This window comes from Azospirillum sp. INR13 (assembly GCF_015390205.1).
Classification (GTDB): domain Bacteria; phylum Pseudomonadota; class Alphaproteobacteria; order Azospirillales; family Azospirillaceae; genus Azospirillum.
The window spans coordinates 41,628-56,708 of record NZ_VUOI01000022.1 but is presented as its reverse complement, the minus strand read 5'-3'; the positions used below and the strand labels follow the sequence as shown (position 1 = coordinate 56,708).

General features: G+C 67.2%; 17 protein-coding genes and 1 pseudogene. 12 read left to right on the top strand and 6 right to left on the bottom strand.

Features of this window, described 5'->3' with window-relative positions:
* Positions 1-226: 226 nt before the first annotated feature.
* From F1643_RS23465 to F1643_RS15765, 5 genes are all read left to right on the top strand, one after another.
* Positions 227-355: a hypothetical protein gene (locus F1643_RS23465; RefSeq protein WP_255542855.1), complete on the top strand. Its 129-nt coding sequence runs from the start codon at positions 227-229 to the stop codon at positions 353-355.
* A 291-nt stretch (positions 356-646) separates the two neighbouring features.
* Positions 647-1,354, top strand: coding sequence for a protein phosphatase CheZ (locus F1643_RS15780; RefSeq protein WP_149221737.1), 708 nt, complete (start codon positions 647-649; stop codon positions 1,352-1,354).
* A gap of 4 nt (positions 1,355-1,358) precedes the next feature.
* Positions 1,359-2,135 (top strand): flagellar motor protein MotB, encoded by a 777-nt coding sequence (locus F1643_RS15775; RefSeq protein ID WP_194914168.1) that lies wholly within the window; start codon positions 1,359-1,361, stop codon positions 2,133-2,135.
* Positions 2,132-2,839 (top strand): flagellar motor protein MotB, encoded by a 708-nt coding sequence (locus F1643_RS15770; protein ID WP_149221735.1) that lies wholly within the window; start codon positions 2,132-2,134, stop codon positions 2,837-2,839. The genes F1643_RS15775 and F1643_RS15770 overlap by 4 nt, the downstream gene beginning before the upstream one ends.
* A 1-nt stretch (position 2,840) precedes the next feature.
* Positions 2,841-6,380: a tetratricopeptide repeat protein gene (locus tag F1643_RS15765; RefSeq protein ID WP_194914165.1), complete on the top strand. Its 3,540-nt coding sequence runs from the start codon at positions 2,841-2,843 to the stop codon at positions 6,378-6,380.
* A gap of 81 nt (positions 6,381-6,461) precedes the next feature.
* Here F1643_RS15765 and F1643_RS15760 read toward each other — a convergent pair whose 3' ends face one another.
* The 6 genes from F1643_RS15760 to F1643_RS15735 form a co-directional block, all read right to left on the bottom strand.
* Positions 6,462-7,007, bottom strand: coding sequence for a fasciclin domain-containing protein (locus F1643_RS15760; protein ID WP_194914164.1), 546 nt, complete (start codon positions 7,005-7,007; stop codon positions 6,462-6,464).
* A gap of 189 nt (positions 7,008-7,196) precedes the next feature.
* On the bottom strand, positions 7,197-9,095 hold the full coding sequence (locus F1643_RS15755) for a potassium transporter Kup (RefSeq protein ID WP_194914163.1): 1,899 nt from the start codon (positions 9,093-9,095) through the stop codon (positions 7,197-7,199).
* A gap of 283 nt (positions 9,096-9,378) precedes the next feature.
* Positions 9,379-10,167 carry a flagellar type III secretion system pore protein FliP gene (gene fliP, locus F1643_RS15750; protein ID WP_194914161.1) on the bottom strand — a complete coding sequence of 263 codons (789 nt, stop codon included), beginning with the start codon at positions 10,165-10,167 and terminating at the stop codon, positions 9,379-9,381.
* A complete protein-coding gene (locus tag F1643_RS15745; protein ID WP_194914159.1) occupies positions 10,164-10,517 on the bottom strand; it encodes a flagellar biosynthetic protein FliO in 354 nt (117 codons plus the stop codon). Before F1643_RS15745 ends, fliP begins: the two co-directional genes overlap by 4 nt.
* 22 nt (positions 10,518-10,539) lie before the next feature.
* Complete coding sequence (locus tag F1643_RS15740) at positions 10,540-10,941, bottom strand: hypothetical protein (protein ID WP_194914156.1); 402 nt, start codon at positions 10,939-10,941, stop codon at positions 10,540-10,542.
* Positions 10,938-11,267 carry an EscU/YscU/HrcU family type III secretion system export apparatus switch protein gene (locus F1643_RS15735; RefSeq protein ID WP_188092217.1) on the bottom strand — a complete coding sequence of 110 codons (330 nt, stop codon included), beginning with the start codon at positions 11,265-11,267 and terminating at the stop codon, positions 10,938-10,940. Before F1643_RS15735 ends, F1643_RS15740 begins: the two co-directional genes overlap by 4 nt.
* A 299-nt stretch (positions 11,268-11,566) precedes the next feature.
* Here F1643_RS15735 and flgB point away from each other — a divergent pair, with 299 nt between their 5' ends.
* The 7 genes and pseudogenes from flgB to flhB all read left to right on the top strand — a co-directional run bounded on the left by flgB (position 11,567) and on the right by flhB (position 15,077).
* Complete coding sequence (gene flgB, locus F1643_RS15730; RefSeq protein WP_194914154.1) at positions 11,567-11,971, top strand: flagellar basal body rod protein FlgB; 405 nt, start codon at positions 11,567-11,569, stop codon at positions 11,969-11,971.
* A gap of 71 nt (positions 11,972-12,042) precedes the next feature.
* A complete protein-coding gene (gene flgC / locus F1643_RS15725) occupies positions 12,043-12,453 on the top strand; it encodes a flagellar basal body rod protein FlgC (RefSeq protein ID WP_194914151.1) in 411 nt (136 codons plus the stop codon).
* A 49-nt stretch (positions 12,454-12,502) separates the two neighbouring features.
* Positions 12,503-12,802, top strand: a complete 300-nt coding sequence (fliE, locus tag F1643_RS15720) for a flagellar hook-basal body complex protein FliE (RefSeq protein WP_111066344.1) — start codon at positions 12,503-12,505, stop codon at positions 12,800-12,802.
* Positions 12,803-12,859: 57 nt separating this feature from the next.
* Positions 12,860-13,219 carry a flagellar biosynthetic protein FliQ gene (locus tag F1643_RS15715; RefSeq protein WP_014247800.1) on the top strand — a complete coding sequence of 120 codons (360 nt, stop codon included), beginning with the start codon at positions 12,860-12,862 and terminating at the stop codon, positions 13,217-13,219.
* Positions 13,216-13,752: pseudogene (locus F1643_RS23460) on the top strand (flagellar biosynthetic protein FliR); the annotation flags it as partial. The gene F1643_RS15715 and the pseudogene F1643_RS23460, both read left to right, overlap by 4 nt.
* A 97-nt stretch (positions 13,753-13,849) precedes the next feature.
* Positions 13,850-13,987: a hypothetical protein gene (locus tag F1643_RS23455; protein ID WP_370540636.1), complete on the top strand. Its 138-nt coding sequence runs from the start codon at positions 13,850-13,852 to the stop codon at positions 13,985-13,987.
* A gap of 13 nt (positions 13,988-14,000) precedes the next feature.
* Positions 14,001-15,077 carry a flagellar biosynthesis protein FlhB gene (gene flhB / locus F1643_RS15705; RefSeq protein WP_194914148.1) on the top strand — a complete coding sequence of 359 codons (1,077 nt, stop codon included), beginning with the start codon at positions 14,001-14,003 and terminating at the stop codon, positions 15,075-15,077.
* Positions 15,078-15,081 lie beyond the last annotated feature (4 nt).

Sequence of the window (15,081 nt, the reverse complement as noted above, 5' to 3'; positions counted from 1 at the left end):
AGAGGCACGCCGCCGGCGCACCGATCATCGCCGCGCGGGTGCTGGGCAATGTCGAAAATTTGGCCGATCTTTGACCTGCATCATCGGCCGGGACACGGCGACTGTGGCATTTCTGTGCCAGTTCGGTTGGAAGAATGCTCCTGTGCTGGGTGTTAACCATGCATCAACTGGACCCGGTGCAGTTTCGTTGCGTTGCAGTGTAGTTCTCGAAACCGGAAGGTCTGTCATGGCCGACGAACTGAAAAGCTTCAGGAAAGATTGGAAACGCTGGTCGCCGGCGGAACGGCTGGTTGCCGTCACCATCCTCGTCCTGATCGCCCTGCTGGGCGCGCCGGCCGCCGCCGGCCTGTTCTGATCACCCGCTCCGCCCACCCGCTGCGGTAGCACTCCGGTCGATCACGGGTGGCTCACACTGTGGCGAACGGGCCACGGCTGCGCTACGGCAGGGCCGTCTTTACGGGCTCTTAACCCTCGCGCCATAGGCTTGGTCGGCTCGGACAGTTCCTGGGACGGTTGGGCGCCACAAGCGGTCGGAGCATCGAACCTCCGCCCTGCGGCACCGACGGGCGCTCGCTGGAGGGCGCCGACCGGGGAGGATCCGGCATTATTCCGCCAAGGCCCTGGCCCCTCTCGCTGGACACGCCCGATGACCTTCTCCGCCCATTCCGCCGTGACGGAACAGAAGCTTCTGAGACAGCGCCTCGACGCCGCCTTCGCCGAGGCCGCCAAGCCCCTGTCGCGGGACGAGGTGACGGACATCCTCCGGACCATCCTGGGCAGCATGGACGGCGACATCTCCGCCACCGACCTGCGGCTCTACAAGGAGGTCGTCGACCTCGCCAAATATATCGAGACGGCCAAGCAGGAGATCGCGGCGCTCCAGCCCGCGGAAATCCGCGACGAACATATCCGCACAGCCACGGACGAACTGGACGCGGTGATCGGCGCGACGGAGAAGGCGACCTTCGCCATCTTCGACGCCTGCGACGCCATCGGCGCCATCGCCGGGCAGTCGGATGCGGAAACCGCGGCCAAGCTGAACGACCAGATCACGGCGATCTACGAGGCCTGCAACTTCCAGGACATTACCGGCCAGCGCATCAGCAAGGTGGTGCGGACGCTGAAGCACATCGAATCGAAGGTCGACATGATCGTCGCCGCCTTCGGCAGCGAAGTGCGCCAGAACCACGCCCCCCGGCTGGCCAAGCTGGCGGCGGAGGATGCCGAGGCCGCCGTCCATTACGAACCGATGAGCGCGGAGGAGGCGGATCAGCAGCTTCTGCATGGGCCGCAGCTGCCGGGCAACGCAATGGACCAGGACGAGATCGACCGCCTGCTCGCCAGCTTCGACTGACGCCATGCTGGCCGGCAAACCCTCCAGTGGGCTCACCAGCGGTCGGACGACCCAAAGCCGCGGAGCGGGTCCGGCTGGCGCCGGGCTTCTGACGCTGCGGGCCGGCCGTGGGGGCGGGGAGGGGCATGCCAATCCCAACAACGGCAGCATCCTGCTTCTGCTGTCGCTGTTCCTGCTGCTGCTGGTCTTCTTCATCGTGCTGAACGCCCATTCGGTGCAGACCGTGCAGAAGGTGAAGGCGGTCGCCGCCTCGCTGGAGCGGACCTTCCCGAGCTTCGTCATCGATCCGCGCCTGCGCGATGGGACGGAGCCGGTGGCCTCGCGCGCCGGGACGGTCTTCGCGGTGCAGCGGCTCGACGGCGTCGGCACGCTGTTCGCCACCGAGATCGCGGTCGCGAAGGTGGAAGTGGTCGCACCCGGCCAGCTGCTGGAGGTGCGCCTGCCCGCCGACGACCTGTTCGTCCCCGGCACCATGATGCTGCGGCCGGACCGTCAGGGACTGATCGACCGGATCGCCGACGCGCTGCGCCAGTCGCGCCAGGGCGAGCGGGTGGAGCTGGACGCGCTGCTGGGCATCGGCCCGACGGGAACGCCCAGCCAGCCGCCGGGACCGGTCGCCCGCGCCGGCGCCTTGGCACGTGCATTGATCGCCGACGGAGCACCGGCCCGCAACGTCACCGTCGGTATCGAGCGCGGCGAGCCCGGGGGCGTGCGACTGTTGTTCTCCCTGCGCTGGGATGAGGATGGGACGGCCAGGCGCAGGCCGGAGGTGCGGAAATGATCCGAGTTCCCAACATATCCGGCAGATCGGGAGCCGAGGATCGCGGCGGTCAGCGCAAGACGCTGTGGCTCATCAGCTTCACCGACCTGATCTCCTTGATGCTCGCCTTCTTCGTCCTGATGTATTCGATGAGCGAGCCGGAGGCCGAACGCTGGACCCGTCTGGCGAAGGGCGTGGCGGACTCGATCCCCGCCGCGCGGTCGACCGCCGCCGCACCGTCCGACCGGCCGGCCGATCCGTCGGCAGCCTTCAACGCCCAGGCGGTGGAGCAGCGGGCGGCCATCGACCTGCATTATCTCGCGGCATTGTTGGGCAGTCAGCTGCGGTCGAATGCCGAGCTGTCGGTGGTCGATGTCCGGCGCGAGGACGACCGCGTCGTCATCCGCCTGCCGGGAGAACGGATGTTCGACCCGACCGGCGCCGCCTTCACCGAGGAGGGGCGGCGGGTGCTGTTCCTGCTGGGCGCCGTCATCGGCCGCATAGGCAACCGGATCGAGCTGGTCGGCCATGCGGAGCGCGAGGATCCGGCCGGCGGCGTGGCCTGGGAACGGGCGCTGACCAGGGCGGTCGCCGTCTCCGCCGCGTTGCGGGAGACCGGCTATCGTCGCGATCTGGTGGCGCGGGCGGTGATGATGCCGGTCGAAGGGGCTGGCGGCGGGCGCCTGCCGGTGGATATCGTGGTGCGAGAGGAAGGAGCGGATTGAGGTGACTGACCGGTCGGCATATCGGAGAAGGCGCTGGCTGCGCGGCTGTGCCGCGGCGGTGGCGCTGCTGGCCGTGCCGGTCCTGCTGTTCCCTCTGTCGGCCGATGCCGCCACCGTGCCGGTGCGCGGCGGCACCCACAAGGAATTCGGACGGCTGGTCTTCGACTGGCCGGGCAAGGTGGATTACACGGCGACGGTGGACGGCGGCCGGCTGGTCGTCACCTTCACCGAACCGATCGACGCCCAACTGGACCGTCTGGTTCGGGCGCTGCCCGATTATCTGGCCGGCGGCCGGGTGGAGGCGGACGGCAAGACGGTCTCCTTCGACCTGAAACGTCCGGTCTCGCTGAAGAGCTTCCGCAACGGCAACGCCGTCGCCATCGACCTGTCGCCCGCTGCGGCCCAATCCGTAGCGGCGGGTTCCGCTGCGACGGCATCCGCGCCGACGGAACCCGCAAATGCGGCGCCCGCCAAGCCGGTGCCGTCCGCCGGCCGGGTTCGGGTGCGGGGGGCGGACCAACCTGACCAGAGCCGCCTGACCTTCGACTGGCCGTCACCGGTCGGCTATTCGGTCAAGCGCGACGGGGCGGCCGTGACGGTCTTCTTCGAAAAGGGCGGCACCGCCGACCTGTCGGCAGTGGCCAAGGCGAAGCTGCGCAACATCAAGAACGTGGAGTCCTACCGTCAGCCGGACGGTGCGCTGGCCGTTACCCTGGCCGTGCCGCAGGATGCCGAGGTCAGCGACAGCGCGTCGGGAAAATCCGTGATTCTGTCGGTCGGCAATCCGGGATCGCGCGCCGGGCTGCCGAAGACCGAAGCCACGCCGCCGGTAGCGGGATCGCAAGGGACGATGCCGCCGCAGGGCGGCCAGGGGAGCAGTCAGGCACCGGCCGCCGACGGGCCGATCGTTGCGTCGACGACGACCAGCCGCTCGGCCACCGCCGCCAATGCGGCGACCGCGACACCCGCCGCCACCCCGGCCGCTGGCGCCCAACCGGCACCTCCGGCGGAAGCCAAGGCGGCACCGACGACGCCGGCGGATGCCAACGCGCAGCCGGCGGCCGGACCCAAGGGGCCGGTTCTGACCTTCGAGACCGGCGGGCCGTCGTCCATCGCGGTCTATCCGCGCGCCGGTCAACTCTATGTGGTGTTCGACCGGCCCATGCCAATCGGCGCCGGCAAGCTCAGCGGCCCCGGATCCGAACTGATGGGGGCGGTGGAGCCGGTTCCGGCCACCGGCGGCAGCGTGTTCCGCACCAAGATCGGTCCGATGGTATGGCCGACTGTGGAGCGGCAGGGCACCATCTGGCGCATCCTGTCCTCCGGCCGTCCCGCCAACATGGGCAGCGCCGGCGACCTGCGGGTCGAGCCCGATCCCGATTTCCTGCTGGGCGCCCGGCTGCTGGTTCGCGCCCCCGACGCCGCCAACGTCGTCCAGTTCGCCGATCCCGACGTCGGCGACCGCATTCAGGTGGTGCCGCTGCCCAGCCCGGGGCGCGGCCTGCCCGAGCCGCATCGATACCCGGATCTGGAGGTCATGCCCTCCTTCCAGGGGGTCGTGGTGCGGCCGATCTCGGACAATGTGACGGTCCGCGCGATCAAGGAGGGGGTGGAGCTGACCACCGCCGGCGGCCTGCACCTCTCGCCTGCCGCCGATGCCGGCAATCCTGCCGTGGCACCGCCGCTCGGCGCCATGCCCGCCCCGGCACAGCAGTCGGCACCGCAGCCGGTGCCGGCGCAGTTTGCCGCCGCCCCGCAGCCCGTTCCGCCGACCGGCGGTGCTTCGTCCATGGAGCCGCCGAAGGCGCAGCCGGCCCAGGCGCAGGGGCGCCGACTGTTCAACCTGCCGGCCTGGAAGCACGGCGACCTCGACAATTTCACCCAGGCGCGCCAGGACCTCCAGCTCGCCGTCGTCAACGCCCCGGAGTCGGAGCGGGCAAAGGCGCAGCTCGACCTCGCCCGCTTCTATTTCGCCAACGGTTTCGGTCAGGAGACGCTGGGCCTGCTGGACGTTCTGCAGCAGAACCAGCCGGACCTGGAGGGTTGGCCGGAATTCCGCGCCCTGCGCGGGGCCGCCCGCGTGCTGGCCGGCGATCTGGAGGGCGGTGAGGCCGACCTGTCGATTCCGTCGCTGGCCAACAACCCGGAAGCCAACCTGTGGCGTGCCGCCATCGCCGCCGACCGGCGCGACTGGCCGAAGGCGATGGCCGGGTTCAAGGCGTCGGGCCAGATCCTGAACGGCTATCCGGAACCGATGATCGGCAAGCTCGGCCTGCGGGCGGCGGAGGCGGCGCTTGAGACGCGCGACACCGCCACCGCCAAGCGGCTGTTCGACCGCGTGATCGAACACAGCGGCCCGGAACAGGAAGAGAATCCGCAGACCCAGTATCTGCGCGGCCTGCTCTATGCCCAGACCGGCGAAACCGATCAGGCGCGCCAGCAGCTGACCGCCGCCTTCAACAGCTACGACCGCTTCTATCGCGCCAAGGCCGGGCTGGCGCTGACCAACCTGGAGCTTTCCGAAGGCAAGATGTCGCCGACCGCAGCGGCGGAGCAGCTGGCCGGCCTGACCTTCACCTGGCGCGGCGACGACCTGGAGATGCAGATCCGCTCGCGCATGGGCGAGGTGCTGATCGCCGGCGGCGAATATGCCAAGGGTTTCAACACCATGAAGGAAACGGCGGCCCTGGTCGCCGACACGCCGCGGGCGGAGGCGATCACCAGGGAGATGTCGCGTATCTTCGCCGACCTGTTCAAGGACGGGGCGCAGCGCTTGCCGACCTTGGACGCGCTGCAGCTTTACGACCAGTTCCGCGAGTTGACCCCGGTGGGCGAGGCCGGCGACGAGATCATCCGGCAGTTGGCGGAGCGGCTGATCTCCATCGACCTGCTGAACCGGGCCGCCGACCTGCTGCAGCATCAGGTGGAATTCCGCCTGTCCGGCCTGGACAAGGCGCGGATCGGCACGCGGCTCGCCTCCGTCCGTCTGCTCGACAACAAGCCGGAAGAGGCGCTGAAGGCGCTGGAGCTGTCGAACATCGCCGGGCTGCCGGCCGAACTGGCGGCGGAACGGCGTTTGATGCAGGCCAAGGCGCTGGCCGAACTCAATCGCGGCGACGAGGCGATGCAGTTGCTGGCGCAGGACGACAGCGGCAATGCCAACCTGTTGCGCGTCGACATCGCCTGGAAGGGCCAGAAGTGGGATGCCGCGGCGCTGGCGCTGAACAAGGTCATCGGACCGCCGCCGGCGCCCGGCAAGCCGCTGGACCCCAACATGTCGCAACTGGTACTGAACCGGGCGGTCGCGCTGGCGCTGGCCGGCGACGGCAACGGACTGAACCTGCTGAAGAAGGACTTCGAAGGGTCGATGAAGGGCGGGCCGAACGAGGACGCCTTCCGCATCCTGACCCGCCCCGAACAGGCGATGGGACTGATCGACGTGGGGACCATCCGCTCCCGCGTGGCGGAGGTGGATATGTTCAAGAAGTTCCTGAAGGAATATCGCGGCGGCAAGCAGGCGGCGGACAAACCGACGTCCTGATAGGCGTGCTGACAGGGTCTTGAGGCGGCGGGACGCACCCTGCGGGGGGAACGGACCCGTCCCGCCGCCCCTTGCGCGCCGTTACTTCGGCAGCAGAACCTTGTCGATGACGTGGACCACGCCGTTCGACTGCTGGACATCGGCGATGGTGACACGGGCCATGTTGCCCGACGCGTCGGCGACCATCACGGCATCGCCGGTCTGGGTGAAGGTCAGCGGCATGCCTTCCACCGTCTTCAGCATCGCCTTGCCGTTGCCCTTCTTGATGTCGGCCACGAGATCCCTGGCGTCCAGCTTGCCCGGCACGACGTGATAGGTCAGCACCTTGGTCAGCTGACCCTTGTTCTCCGGCTTCAGCAGCGTGTCGACGGTGCCGGCGGGCAAGGCCGCGAAGGCGTCGTTGGTGGGGGCGAAGACAGTGAAGGGGCCCTTGCCGTTCAGCGTGTCGACCAGCCCGGCGGCCTTCACGGCGGCGACGAGCGTGGTGTGGTCCTTCGACTGGGACGCATTCTCCACGATGGTCTTGTTGGGGTACATCGGCGCGCCGCCGACCATCTTCTCCATGGCGGCATTGGCGCAACCGGCAAAAAGAAGGGTGGCGATCGCCACGGTGGCAACCTTCTTCATAGCATTCCCTCTTGTCGGTGAAGGTCCGCTTCCCGCGGACACATCACCGTTACGGGGGAGGCTTCCGGGCAGATCACCGATATTTTCCGGCGGGGCGCCGATTTTCTTCTCTCGGATGAGGTAAGTCTTCCGAGTTGCTGTTGCTCCCTGCCCCGCGAGGAGGACAGGGGGCAAACCGCTTTGCCCGCCCTACAACTGCACCTGCGTTCCCAACTCCACCACGCGGTTGGGCGGCAGCTTGAAGAAGTCGGTGGCGCTGACCGATGTGCGGGACATCACGACGAACAGCTTCTCGCGCCACAGCGCCATCTGCGAGTTCATCTTCGGAATCAACGTTTCACGGCCGAGGAAGAAGGAGGTCGCCATCACGTCGAACTCCAGTCCGAACGCCTTGCACAGCCGCAGCGCCTTCGGGATGTTCGGCTCCTGCGAGAAGCCGTAGCGCACGGTGATGCGGTAGAAGCCCTCGGCCAGCCCCTCCACCACCACGCGGTCCTTGGCGGGAACGCGCGGCACGTCCTCCACCACCACGGTGACGAAGACGACGCGCTCGTGCAGGACCTGATTGTGCTTCAGGTTGTGCAGCAGCGCGATCGGCACGGTGTTGGAACTGGAGGTCATGAAGACCGCCGTGCCCTTCACACGAAGGATATCGGAGGACTTCGCCTGCCGCTTGATGAAGGCGTCGAGCGGCAGCGATTCCTCGGCCAGCCGCATGGTCAAAACGGCCCGGCCGCGGCGCCAGGTGGCCATGAGGCCGAGCGTGAGGACGGCGATCACCAGAGGCACCCAGCCGCCATGGGGAATTTTCACCGCGTTGGCGGCGAAGAAGGAGATCTCGATGGTCAGGAACACCGCCCCGACGGCAAGGCAGAGCGGCAGGCTCCAGTTCCAGCGGCGGCGCGCCACCACCAGGAACAGGGTGGTGGTGATGATCATGTCGCCGGTCACCGCGATGCCGTAGGCCGCTGCAAGACGGCTGGAGGACTGGAACAGCACCACCAGCCCCAGCACCGCGGCCAGCAGGCCCCAATTGGCACGGGGGATGTAGATCTGCCCCTCCTCCTCGTTGGAGGTGTGGCGGATGTCCAGCCGCGGGCAGAGGCCCAGCTGCACCGCCTGCCGGGTCAGCGAGAAGACGCCGGAGATCACCGCCTGGCTGGCGATGACGGTCGCGGCCGTGGACAGGCCGATCAGGGGATAGAGCCCCCATTCCGGCGCCAACAGATAGAAGGGGCTGCGCACCGCCGAGGGATCGCTCAGCAGAAGCGCGCACTGGCCCAGATAGTTCAGCAGAAGCGCCGGCAGCACCACGGCCAGCCACGCGACCTGGATCGGGCGGCGGCCGAAATGGCCCATATCGGCATAGAGAGCCTCGCCGCCGGTCACCGCCAGCACCACGGCACCCAGCACCAGGAAGCCGGCCACGCCATGGTTGGCGAAGAAGGACAGCGCGTAGAGTGGGTTGAAGGCGACCAGGACGCCCGGCTGCTGCACAACCTCGACCAGCCCGAGGATGCCGAGCGTCGAGAACCATGCCAGCATGATCGGGCCGAACAGCGCGCCGACACGTGAGGTGCCGTGGCTTTGGATGGCGAACAGGGCGATGAGGATGGCGACCGTCAGCGGCACCACGACCGATTCCAGCGCCGGCTCCGCGACCTCCAGGCCTTCGACCGCGGACAGCACGGACATCGCCGGGGTGATCATGCCGTCGCCATAGAACAGCGCGGCGCCGAACAGGCCCAGCGCGGTCAGCAGGGTCAGACGGCCCGACGCATCCGGCCGCGTCTTCGACGCCAGCGCCAGCAGGGACAGGATGCCGCCCTCGCCCTTGTTGTCGGCCCGCATGACGAAGCCCACATACTTCACGGTGACGACCATCACCAGGGCCCAGAACACCAGCGACATGATGCCGAGGATGTTGTCGGGGGTCAGTGCCAGCCCGTGCTCGCCGCCGAAGCATTCGCGCAGCGTGTAGAGCGGGCTGGTGCCGATGTCGCCGAAAACGACCCCGAGCGCGCCCAGGGTCAGCGTCGCGAGCTTGCCGGTGTCTGGCGGCGCGGCCTTCAAAGCGGTGTCAGTCATGCGGTGGTTGCGGTCCGAGGTTGGTCCGTCGTTGCGATGGCGCCCGGTGCGACGGTGACGGCACCGACTGTCGAACCCCGGTTCGGCGGTTGCGACAGCTCGGAGCCGTCCGGCGGTCCGGCCCCCTTGCCGGTCCCCCGCCTACGCTCATCGGCTTCCTCATACGCGTTTACCACGGCGGACGCCAGCGCCCGCTTGCGCGGCGCAGCCCGAGCGCCGGGGATGCGACGAAGTGCGCAGGGCAGTTCGCGCTCCGCGTGTGGCTTTCGCCCGGGAACCTTCCTCAGAGCGTGCCGAAGCTGCGCGCCAGCGATCCCGCGATCAGGTACCAGCCGTCGACCAGCACGAAGAAGATGATCTTGAACGGGATGGCGACCATGGTCGGCGGCAGCATCATCATGCCCATCGACATCAGGATCGACGACACCACCATGTCGATGATCAGGAAGGGCAGGAACAGCAGAAAGCCGATTTCGAACCCGCGCTTGATCTCCGAGATCATGAAGGCGGGGACCAGGACGTGCAGCGGCATGTCGGAGGGTTCCGGCACCGACTGGATGCGCGCCATGTCCATGAACAGCCGCAAATCCTTCTCGCTGGTGTGGTTCAGCATGAACTCGCGGAGCGGCGCCACCGTGCGGCGGAACGCCTCCATCTCGTCGATTTCCTGGTTGATCAGCGGCTGGATGCCCTGGTTGTAGCTGCGCTCGAACACCGGGGCCATGACGAAGAAGGTCAGGAACAGGGCCAGCGACATCATCACCGTGGTCGGCGGCACCTGCTGCACGCCCAGCGCGTTGCGCAGGAAGGACAGCACGATGACGATGCGGGTGAAGGCCGTCATCATGATCAGGATCGACGGCGCCAGCGACAGCACCGTGATCAGCGCCACCATCTGGACGATGCGGCCGGTGGCGGTGCCGCCGGCATCGCCCAGGTCGAAGGTCAGGCTTTGCGCCAGGGCCGGCCCGGCGGCGAGGCCGGCGAAGACGCCGACGGCAAGTGCAAGCAGCAGCCCGGCGGACAGCGGCTTCCAGCAGCCCGCGAGGCGGCGGAGGAGGACCGGCCTCATTGCGGCTGGCTTCCTGCCGCGGCTGCGACGGCAGGCGGGGCGGCGGGGGCCGTGTCTGCCGATTTGGCCAACGCGCTGTCGAAGCCGCCGGCCGGCGCGCTGTCGATCAGCAGGTCGCCGTTGGCGCTCAGCAGGATCAGATGCTCGCGGTCATCGCGGCGGATCAGGACCAGCCGCCGCTTGGCGTCGATCGGCAGCGCCTCCACCACGCTCAGCCGGCGCTGGCGGGCGCGGCCGCGCACGGTGCCGCCGGCCATGCCGACGCGGCGCATCACCCAGGCGACGACCATGATCAGCGCCACCACGAAGAAAAGCGCCATCAGGAAACGGATATACTGGTCGAGATCCATGGAAGCGGCAGGCTTTCTCTAATCAGGGCAGTTCGTCTGTGCGGCCGGGGCCGGTACGCCCATAGGCGGCGGCGGCGCGCTGTCGGGCGGTGTGCGGATCGTCGCGCCCCGCCAGTGCGGCGGCGATGGAATGCTCACGCTTGGCCTGCTGGTCGGCCAGAGCGGCAGCCAGTGGATCCAAGGCGGCGACGAGGTTGCCGAGCGGGCCGAGCAAGGCCCGTGCCTCGCTGCGCGGCATCCCCTCCGCCTCGGCGCAGAGGCGGGCGACGCTGTTCTCCAGCCCGGCAAGGTCGATCGGCACGCCGGCTTCCGCCTCCGCCCGCGCCTCTTCCAGGGCCGCGCCGAGGCTTGCCACCCGTTGGGTGAGTTCTGCGACGGAATAGGCACCCTGAGGGGGACGGGGAGGGGATGGCGGACGGGTCACGGCTTGTCCTCCATATGCGTGGCAGCCATGGGCTTGGCGGGCTCTTCCGGCTGCGGTTCCGGCGGCAGGGTGCCGTTCGCGCGGTAGACGTAGGCAAGGACCTCGGCCACGGCGGCGATGGCCTCCACCGGAATGTCGCTGTCAACCTCGATCGCCGACAGGATCTCCACCAGATCGGCATCCTCGCGCACCTTGACGCCGTTGGCGAAGGCGACCTCCAGGATCTGCTCCGCGACCGTTCCCTTGCCGGTGGCGACGATCCGCGGCAGGGTCTGGGTTCCCAGTTCGTATTTCAGCGCGACGGCGACCGGACGCCGCGCAGGCATGGGCACGGACGGGCGCGGGGGCGTACCGGCCGGATTCGATGCGGGGGAGCGGGACTGCGCGGACAAAAGGCGGCCTTTTCAAGGGGTCCTTCCTGGCCCGCATCCTGGACCGGTAGGCTTAACGAACTGTAAAGGCGGTCTGCCGGCGCAACTCGCGACTACCGGGATTCATCCTTCGTTAACGCAAACGGGCGACCATCGGTAGTGCGGCCTTCCAATGGCTATTCTGCCGGAGGTTCGGCGTCGGTCGTTTGGCGTCGGTCGGCGTGACCGGAGGCATAAAGGACGGGATCAGGGCCATGGACCTCGGAAATCTCGGCATCTTCAAGCTGATGTCGCGCAAGATGGACTGGCTGACCCAGCGTCAGGAAGTCATCTCACAGAACATCGCCAACGCCAACACGCCAGAGTACAAGGGCCGCGACCTGAAGTCCTTCAGCTTCCGTGACGCGCTGAGCGACAACCGGCGGCTGACCCCGGCGGCGACCGATCCGACCCATCTGGCCGGCACCCGCGGTCCCGGCGGCCTCGCCAAGGAACAGAAGGTGCGCGACCCGTACGAGACGGCGCCGGACGGCAACAACGTCGTCCTGGAAGAGCAGATGATGCGGATGGGCCAGAACGCGATGGATTACCAGACCATCACCAACCTGTACAAAAAACAGGTCGCGATGATGAAGATGGCGATCCGCTCCGGCGGCTGACCGGCTTTGTTTGCGGTCGTTTAGGGTGTGTGGGCGTTTAGGATTTGCGGGCGTTCGAGGAGGCGGTTGCTATGGATCTCTACAAGTCGATGGCGGTATCCGCCTCGGGCCTGAAGGCTCAGGGCACGCGCCTGAAGGTCATTGCGGAGAATCTGGCCAACGCCAACACCACGGCGGAAACGCCGGGCGATCTGCCCTATCGCCGCAAGACGGTGATCTTCAAGAACGAACTGGACCGGGCGATGGACGTGGACAAGGTCCGCGTCGCCAAGGTCGGCGTCGACAAGGGCGACTTCCAGCGCCGCTACGACCCGTCCCACCCGTCGGCCGACGCCGAGGGTTACGTCCTGCTGCCCAACGTCAATTCGCTGGTCGAGGCGATGGACATGCGCGAGGCTCAACGCAGCTACGAGGCCAACCTGTCGGCCATCGATACCGCGCGCCAGATGCTGACCCGCACCATCGACATTCTGCGCACCTGATTTCTCCCGCCCAACCGCTCCATCTCCCTGACCGACCGGAACCGCCGCCATGATCAATCCGCTGAACGCCGCCGCGGCCTATGCCACCACCGCCGCCAAGACGACCGGCCCCGGCCTTTCCGCGCGTGACGGCGCCTCCTTCGGCGACGTGCTGGAACAGGCGGCCAAGGAGAGCATCGGCACCTTGAAGAAGAGCGAGGACATGTCGGCGCTGGCTTCCGTCGGCAAGGCGGACCTGAACGACGTGGTCCAGGCCGTGACCAACGCCGAGGTGACGCTGCAGACCGTCACCGCCGTTCGCGACAAGGTTCTGAACGCCTATCAGGAAATCCTGCGCATGCCGATGTGACGGCCGGCCGTCCTTCACAACCGCATCGACGCAGCCCGCACCGAAGCAACCATCGTCATGAGCGAGACCGAAGTCATCGAGCTTTGCCGCACCTCGATCGTCACGCTGGTGATCGTGTGCGGGCCGATTCTCGTCATCATGATGCTTCTCGGCACCGTGATCTCGATCTTTCAGGCCGTCACCCAGATCAGCGAACAGACCTTGGCCATGGTGCCGAAGGTGATGCTGGTCTTCGGGCTGAGCATCCTTCTGATGCCTTTCATGCTGGGCAAGCTGACCGAGTTCTTCGAGCATGAGGTCGCCGACCGCATCGTCGCCATCGGCGTCGGCGCTCACGACAATGGCGGCGCACCCTTCACGCCGGGCACCGGCATAACGCCGGCCCCGGCGCCGACCGCGGCCGCGGCGGGCGGATGAACGTTCTCCAGCAGCTTCTGGGCGAGCAGATCTTCGTCTGGATGTTGGTCTTCCTGCGGGTCGGCACCGCCTTCAGCGTGATGCCGACCATCGGCGACGCCTTCATCACCCCACGCACGCGTCTGCTGTTCGCGCTGGCGGTCAGCGTGCTGGTGGCGCCGGTGATCCGACCGCAGCTGCCGCCGATGCCCGGCGGTCCCTTTCAGCTTCTGGTGCTGGCGGCGGGCGAGATGACGATCGGCATCTTCCTCGGCACCATCGCGCGGCTGCTGATGGGCACGCTGGAAGTCGCCGGAACCATCATCAGCCTGCAGAGCGGCTTGGCCAACGCCCAGATCTTCAACCCCGCGCTGGCCACTGCGGGCTCGCTGCCGGGCGCGCTGATGGGCTGGCTGGGGCTGCTCCTGCTGTTCGTGACCGACCTGCATCATCTGCTGATCATGGCGGTGGTCGACAGCTACGCCACCTTCACGCCGGGAGCGGCGATTCCGGTGGACGACATGGCGAACGTGATCGGGCAGCTGGTGTCGAAGACCTTCCTGCTGGGGGTACAGATGTCCGCCCCCTTCCTGATCACCGGCATCCTGTTTCGCGCTGGCGCTCGGCCTGCTGAACAAGCTGGCGCCGCAGGTGCAGGTGTTCCAGATCTTCACATCCGTCCAGGTGCTGATGGGGCTGTTCCTGTTCGCGCTGACGCTGGGGGCCATGATGCTGTTCTGGCTGTCGCGGTTCGAATCGAGCTTCATCGAACTGCTGAAGCCGCTGTAGAGGGAGGACGCCGATGTCGGAAGATGCGGACGAGTCCTCCAAAACAGAGGAGCCGACATCCAAGAAACTCGACGAGGCCCACAAACAGGGCCAGTTCGCGATGACCCGCGAGGCCGCGAACTGGTTGATGGTCGCGGCGATGCTGGTCGTGCTGGTCGCCATCCTGCCCGGCACGATGAAGGGGATGGTCTTCCGCTTGAACTACTACTTCGAGAATCTGGATCAGATCACCTTCGACCGCGCCGGGGTCGGTGCGCTGCTGTTCCGGGTGATGGCTGATGCCATGTGGGCCCTGTGGCTGCCGATCCTGCTGTTCGTCGTGGCCGGTGTGCTGTCGACCATCGGACAGATCGGCTTCAATGTCTCCTGGAAGCTGATCGAACCGAAATTCTCCAAGCTGAATCCGCTGCCCGGCCTGATGAACCTGTTCAAGGCCAACCAGGGGGTGGAACTGCTGAAGAGCATCGCCAAGCTGGCGGTGGTCGGCGGCGTCGCCTACATGGCGCTGAAGCCGATGTTTGGGGCTGTCGAAACCTATATCGGCATCGACATGATCGCGATGCTGCTGCAGATCGACAGTCTGGCGCATCGCCTGCTGATCTGGGTCCTCGTGGTCCTGACCTTCATCGCCGCCGGGGACTTCCTGTGGCAGAAGACCCAGTTCGACAAGAAGATGAAGATGACGAAGCAGGAGGTGAAGGACGAGCACAAGCAGCAGGAAGGCGATCCCGTGGTCAAGGGCCGCATCCGTCAGCTTCGCTTCGAGCGCGCGCGTAAGCGCATGATGGCCGCCGTGCCCAATGCCGACGTGGTGGTCACCAACCCGACCCACTTTGCGGTGGCCCTGAAATACGATCCCAGCCAGATGGGCGCACCGCTGGTGCTGGCGAAGGGTGTGGATCAGGTCGCCTTCAAGATTCGCGAGATCGCCGAATCGAACGATGTCCCGGTCATAGAAAACCCGCCTCTCGCCCGTGCGCTCTATGCCGCATGCGATATCGACGAGGAAGTTCCATCCGAGCACTATCGGGCGGTCGCCGAAGTCATTACCTATGTCTTCAAGCTGAAAGGGCGGTCTCTGCGCAACTGATGCG

Bases quoted from the DNA above. Each gene is read 5' to 3' on its own strand.
- fliE (WP_111066344.1), top strand. From the start codon at position 12,503: ATGATCAATCCGCTGAACGCCGCCGCGGCCTATGCCACCACCGCCGCC.
- fliP (WP_194914161.1), bottom strand. From the start codon at position 10,167: ATGAGGCCGGTCCTCCTCCGCCGCCTCGCGGGCTGCTGGAAGCCGCTG.
- flgB (WP_194914154.1), top strand. From the start codon at position 11,567: ATGGACCTCGGAAATCTCGGCATCTTCAAGCTGATGTCGCGCAAGATG.
- F1643_RS15755 (WP_194914163.1), bottom strand. From the start codon at position 9,095: ATGACTGACACCGCTTTGAAGGCCGCGCCGCCAGACACCGGCAAGCTC.
- F1643_RS23465 (WP_255542855.1), top strand. From the start codon at position 227: ATGGCCGACGAACTGAAAAGCTTCAGGAAAGATTGGAAACGCTGGTCG.
- F1643_RS15735 (WP_188092217.1), bottom strand. From the start codon at position 11,267: ATGCCTGCGCGGCGTCCGGTCGCCGTCGCGCTGAAATACGAACTGGGA.
- F1643_RS15775 (WP_194914168.1), top strand. From the start codon at position 1,359: ATGCTGGCCGGCAAACCCTCCAGTGGGCTCACCAGCGGTCGGACGACC.
- F1643_RS15715 (WP_014247800.1), top strand. From the start codon at position 12,860: ATGAGCGAGACCGAAGTCATCGAGCTTTGCCGCACCTCGATCGTCACG.
- F1643_RS15760 (WP_194914164.1), bottom strand. From the start codon at position 7,007: ATGAAGAAGGTTGCCACCGTGGCGATCGCCACCCTTCTTTTTGCCGGT.
- flgC (WP_194914151.1), top strand. From the start codon at position 12,043: ATGGATCTCTACAAGTCGATGGCGGTATCCGCCTCGGGCCTGAAGGCT.
- F1643_RS15770 (WP_149221735.1), top strand. From the start codon at position 2,132: ATGATCCGAGTTCCCAACATATCCGGCAGATCGGGAGCCGAGGATCGC.
- F1643_RS15745 (WP_194914159.1), bottom strand. From the start codon at position 10,517: ATGGATCTCGACCAGTATATCCGTTTCCTGATGGCGCTTTTCTTCGTG.
- flhB (WP_194914148.1), top strand. From the start codon at position 14,001: ATGTCGGAAGATGCGGACGAGTCCTCCAAAACAGAGGAGCCGACATCC.
- F1643_RS15780 (WP_149221737.1), top strand. From the start codon at position 647: ATGACCTTCTCCGCCCATTCCGCCGTGACGGAACAGAAGCTTCTGAGA.